This window comes from Psychrobacter sp. TB20-MNA-CIBAN-0197, assembly GCF_040309765.1.
In the GTDB taxonomy this organism is placed as follows: domain Bacteria; phylum Pseudomonadota; class Gammaproteobacteria; order Pseudomonadales; family Moraxellaceae; genus Psychrobacter; species Psychrobacter submarinus.
In genome coordinates, this window is record NZ_JBEOPC010001225.1 from 1 (window position 1) to 243 (window position 243).

The window sequence follows — 243 nt, forward strand, 5'->3', positions numbered from 1 at the left end:
TGGACGCCTTCGCCACGCGTCTGAAGGAGCATTCGCCGTTGCTGCGCAGCGGTGATTTCCGCTTGCTTGGCTGCATCCCGTTTCAGCCGGAACTCAATGCGCCGCGCACCCGCGACGTCGCCGACCTGATGGGTGCGCAAGTGCTCAACGCGGGAGACTACGAAACCCGGCGCATGAGCAAAATCATCATTTGCGCACGAACCATGCGCAACACCGTCGAACTGCTCAAGCCTGGTGTGCTGG

Annotated in this window: 1 protein-coding gene; it reads left to right on the forward strand. The window is 61.7% G+C overall.

Features of this window, described 5'->3' with window-relative positions; genetic code table 11:
- Nucleotides 1-243: DRTGG domain-containing protein (locus AAEY83_RS17850; protein ID WP_502945218.1), on the forward strand; the 243-nt coding region annotated here is incomplete at both ends.